4 protein-coding genes are annotated in these 4708 nt (G+C 48.6%); 2 read left to right on the top strand and 2 right to left on the bottom strand.

Annotated elements, in window-relative coordinates:
* Positions 1-106 precede the first annotated feature (106 nt).
* On the top strand, positions 107-1540 hold the full coding sequence (gene ltrA / locus CKO12_RS13885) for a group II intron reverse transcriptase/maturase (RefSeq protein WP_338032762.1): 1434 nt from the start codon (positions 107-109) through the stop codon (positions 1538-1540).
* 388 nt (positions 1541-1928) lie between these two features.
* Positions 1929-2474 carry an REP-associated tyrosine transposase gene (locus CKO12_RS13880; protein ID WP_242466355.1) on the top strand — a complete coding sequence of 182 codons (546 nt, stop codon included), beginning with the start codon at positions 1929-1931 and terminating at the stop codon, positions 2472-2474.
* A 460-nt stretch (positions 2475-2934) separates the two neighbouring features.
* On the opposite strand, the gene CKO12_RS13875 is transcribed toward CKO12_RS13880, so the two are convergent.
* Positions 2935-3951 carry a S1 family peptidase gene (locus CKO12_RS13875; protein ID WP_200155319.1) on the bottom strand — a complete coding sequence of 339 codons (1017 nt, stop codon included), beginning with the start codon at positions 3949-3951 and terminating at the stop codon, positions 2935-2937.
* Between the two features lie 227 nt (positions 3952-4178).
* The gene (locus CKO12_RS15445) at positions 4179-4484 is read right to left on the bottom strand and encodes a transposase family protein (protein ID WP_420826845.1); all 306 of its coding nucleotides are present in this window, start codon (positions 4482-4484) and stop codon (positions 4179-4181) included.
* Positions 4485-4708 lie beyond the last annotated feature (224 nt).

Here is a 4708-nt window from a genome sequence, read left to right as displayed (position 1 = left end):
CTGAGTGCCCAACCACTTGGGGATGTAGGGCGCGTTGGTGAATGTCCGTGATGACGGCCTGCAAAGCCTCTCGTGCTAAAAACAGCGGGTAGCTGCGTCGCGGAATATAATCATACGGTTCCTGACAAGTAAGTACAGAGCAATCTCGTCTCTCAAGCGGCACGGCTACAAGCCAAAGCCTTTGATGAGGGTGTATATCCCTAAAGCAAACTGGAAACAACGTCCGCTAGGAATTCCAACCATGAAGGATCGTGCCATGCAGGCGCTTTATCTACTTGCATTGGAACCCATCGCAGAGACTACGGCTGATCAGAATAGTTATGGATTCAGGAAAGGTCGGAGTACGGCAGATGCAGCAGTACAACTGTTTGCTTGTCAATCTGCGAAAAAATCTGCACAATGGGTGTTGGAAGCGGATATTACCGGATGCTTTGACAATATCAGTCACGAATGGTTAGTAAATAACATTCCAATGGATAAAGAAATTTTAAGGAAGTGGCTGAAAGCTGGATACATGGAGAAACAAAGTTTGTTTCCCACCGAGGCTGGGACACCACAAGGCGGTATTATCTCGCCAACCCTAGCAAACATGGCACTAGACGGTCTTGAAGCAGCAGTACTCAAGGATAGGAAGGGAAGAAGTGGAACAAGGAATGCAACCAAGATTAACTGTGTCAGATATGCCGATGATTTTGTCATCACCGCAGTAGACGAAGCTACAGCACTCAAAGTAAAGGAGACTGCTAGAATCTTCTTAGAGGAGAGAGGTTTCACGCTGTCAGAAGAGAAAACTAAAGTGGTACACATCGAAGAGAGGTTTGATTTTCTAGGATGGAACTTTAGCAAGTATTCGGGCAAGTACTTGACGAAGCCTGCCAAGAAGAATGTAGCGGCACACTTGAAGAAGATTCGGGAGACAATCAAGAATCTCAATGGGCAAAGCCAAGAGGTTGTGATAAAAGTTCTAAACCCGATCATAAGGGGATGGGCAAACTATCATGCGGGAATGGTCTCCAAGGAAACCTTTAACAAGGTGGATAGTGGGATTTGGATAGCACTCTGGAAATGGGCACGACGGATACATCCAAAGAAAGGTCGAAAGTGGGTCGCAGATAGATACTGGCACACTAAAGGCAAACGGAACTGGGTGTTTGGCTACTACAAGGAAATCAAAGGAGAGAAGCAGTTGGTAGAGTTGAAGAAACATGCAGCAACGCCAATTGTGAGACACGTTAAGGTGAAATCGGATGCAAATCCATTTGATCCATCTTGGGAAACCTACTGGGAACAACACGCATACCACACCGTTATGAAAGAAAATACTCTTAACGGGCAAGTGAAAAGCCTCTGGCTCCGACAGAAAGGTATATGTCCTATATGTGGTCAAATGATCCAACCAGAGGACGAGTGGAATGTTCACCACGTCATACCAAAAACTCTGGGTGGAGATAACACGCTGAAGAATACGCGCCTATTACATGGAAATTGCCACCGTCAACTACACAGCAAGAATAAACTCGGTACGTTACCGGCTCTTTAACGAGAGCTTATCAAGGCTTGAGCCGTGTGCAGTGAAAGTTGCAAGCACGGTTCTTAGTGGATGAAATGGTAACAAATTGTCCCTACCCGACTTGGTTGGTATCTAAGTCAAAGCTGATTGCATACATCGTCGTCTCCAAATGATCCCGTTTTTCAGAATGATAGCCGATCACGAACCAAAACACATCTGATTGTTGGGCGACACACAAAAACCGCCCCCAGTTTCCCGAGGGCGGTTCATTCAGTCAGGTTGAAGCGGTGGGTGAGAAGTTGGGTTGCCAACAGCGGCAACCCAACCGACGCTGTTGCCCGATTTTTCAATCAAACGGCGTGGCTCACGAGTAGGTTGGGTTGCCGCTGTTGGCAACCCAACATTCCACAGCACAAGATTGCGATTGCGTTACCGGCGCGATTATACCAACGGGGCGACGTATTTTTTCACCGTCGTGATGTTTCAACGGGTGGCGTGGTTTGCCAATCCAATAGCGGTGGCGGTGTTGCGTGAGGCGATGCGGGCGGAAATGGCGCGACGACCGTTGGTGATTGAGGCGATGGTGGTTTTACCGGATCACATTCATGCGATGTGGACGTTACCAGATGGCGATGCCGATTATTCGACGCGATGGCGCAACATTAAACGGACATTTACGACCAGCATTCCACCCGCGCAGCGTCCCGCCGTGTTTGCCAGTCGTGCGCACAAAAAAGAGCAGGCGATTTGGCAACGGCGGTTTTGGGAGCATCGGATTCGACATGAGGAGGATTTTTGCAATCATGTGAATTACATTCATTTCAATCCGGTACGTCACCAATTGGTGAAGCGGGCGATTGATTGGCCGTATAGCAGCATTCATCGGTATATCCGCCAAGGCATGTTGCCAATAGATTGGGGAAGTTCGGCGCTTCAGTTACCCGATGATGTCGGTCACGAGTAGGTTGGGTTGCCCGCGCACCGCGTCCCGCTAACCCACCACATCCAATCGGGCAACCCAACATTCCCCGCTCGCAATAAAAAAACCGCCCCGGTTCCCCTGCGCTGCGGCGGTTGGTTGATTTCAATTCCAATTCAAGCAACGGTTAATTGAATTGGGTTGAATGGGCGGGAAATGTTGGGTTGTGTGCCGTTGGGTTTGGTCATTATTCACCAATCCCGCGCATGGCACACAACCCAACCGACGCGGCTATTTGATTAAATCCCCCAACCCCCCTTTGCCAAAGGGGGGCAATAAAAAAACCGCCACCGGTTCCCCTGCGGCGGTTGGTTGATTTCAGTTCCAATTCAATCAAGGGTTAATTGAATTGGGTTGAATTGGCGGGAAATGTTGGGTTGTGTGCCGTTCGGGTTGGTCATTATTCACCAATCCCGCGCATGGCACACAACCCAACCGACGCGGCTCACTGCCACGTTTCGACGGGAAGACTCACACCGCAGTCCAACTCGTGTATTGCCTGCGCCAGCGTTGCTGTGGCAATCCCCGCATGGAAGGGGTGATCTTGCGAATCACGTTCGGATAATTCTTGGGTAACGATTCCGACGGCATGACCGTTTTCGGACAGGATCGGCCCACCACTGTTTCCGGGGCGAGCAATCGCCGAGAACAAAAATAGATCATGCCCATACAAAGATGTCATTTGCTCGACCGACACCTCCCCACCTTGCATGACCAGAGTAGTCTCTCGCGACAGCGGAACGCGAGGAAATCCAAATGTGTAGACTCTTTCACCAACATGCGGATCACGGAAATTCAATCCCTGCACCTCTGGCAAGTCCCGATCAACCTCAATCAATCCGACATCAACTTTTCCGTGCGGTAACTGGCGCACTACCCGATAGTCACAACCTTGGACAGGAACTGTCTGCCGCTCGTTCACCTTCATATCTTGCAGGACATGCGCGCACGTCATCAGCCAACGTGGTGCGATTGCAATGCCAGTTCCTGCGTGAACATCACCGTTCGGGGTTACCCCTGTAATCTGATAGGTACCTCGTTGGTAGGTCCATTGGAGGAACTGCGGCCCTAGCGCTCGTGTCAAATAAAGAACACCCTGTCGTTCGTAACCCGTTGCTTGATACAACGTGTAGTAACTATCTCCAACCAAAGGCGTGCCACTTTTCCCAGCGTGGCTGAGGTGGCCTGAAAAAACCAATCGAGCAAGAAGCTCGTTGATGCGCTGAAGATATCTTTCAGGTTTATCCAGCATCTTGTCTGGCAGCACACCATTGACAGCCAGATATTTCAGGAAGCCCATGGTGTCCAATGGCCGAATGATATTTTCTTCTGGTGTCTTGCCAATTTTCTGACAGTTTTCTCGATAGCACATCGGCTGAAAAAAATTCAGGGCCGCTATAGCGACCCAGACCCGTTGCTCGAGCGTCAGCGGTTGTAGTTGTTGGTAGTTCTCTTTGCTCATGCATTCACCTCCGCCGGAACTGAGATTCCCTCGGTTTTTCGTCTTCCAAGGGAGTGGTCTCATGTTACCTGATTCTCCGTTTGCTGGGTTTCCGTCCAGCTCCGTAGGGTGCGCACCGCGCACCATTTCACCACGCATAAAAAACCGCCGCGTTTCCAAAAGAAACGCGGCGGTTGAATTAGGCATTGGCCCAATAGATTTGTACCGAACGTTAAATATCTGAATTTTTAAGAGATGTTGAAGTTCCAAAGACCAGCTGCCAGTCCAAAGAACTGATCCATAATGACATTTGACTGGCTTCTGATCCGGTGCGTCAGACAGTGAAAATGTTTCATTCCACCAATCGAATGCTCAACAAAAATGCGACGTTGTGCATGTGCGCGGTTTTCTATCTTCTGCTGTTTAGTGAGTTCTGGTGAAAGATTATTTTTTGATTTTCGAGGTTTTTTGTTAGGCAACCTGATATCAGATTTGAACCCATAGTCATTAACTAAACCTAAAAACCCAAGATCAGCCCGAACTGTATAGTCGATCCAGAATAAATTGATTGCTGCGCAACAAGCATGATTGAAGGTAGTGCGCGGATTTCGACAATCATTTTGTGGTGGATCGACTATAACATCGACAAATCACTGCTTATCCATATCAAATTCCGATTTCATTATTGAGTAATCGTGGTTATGACCACCATAAATGTGACTCAGGTAGATAACTTTTCTGTTTTGACCAGTAATAATTATCGACTTGACAGTATGGA

It is taken from the genome of Chromatium okenii, from assembly GCF_016583745.1.
GTDB lineage: Bacteria > Pseudomonadota > Gammaproteobacteria > Chromatiales > Chromatiaceae > Chromatium > Chromatium okenii.
The sequence above is the reverse complement of the archived record's forward strand: the minus strand, read 5'-3'. Positions and strand labels throughout refer to the sequence as shown.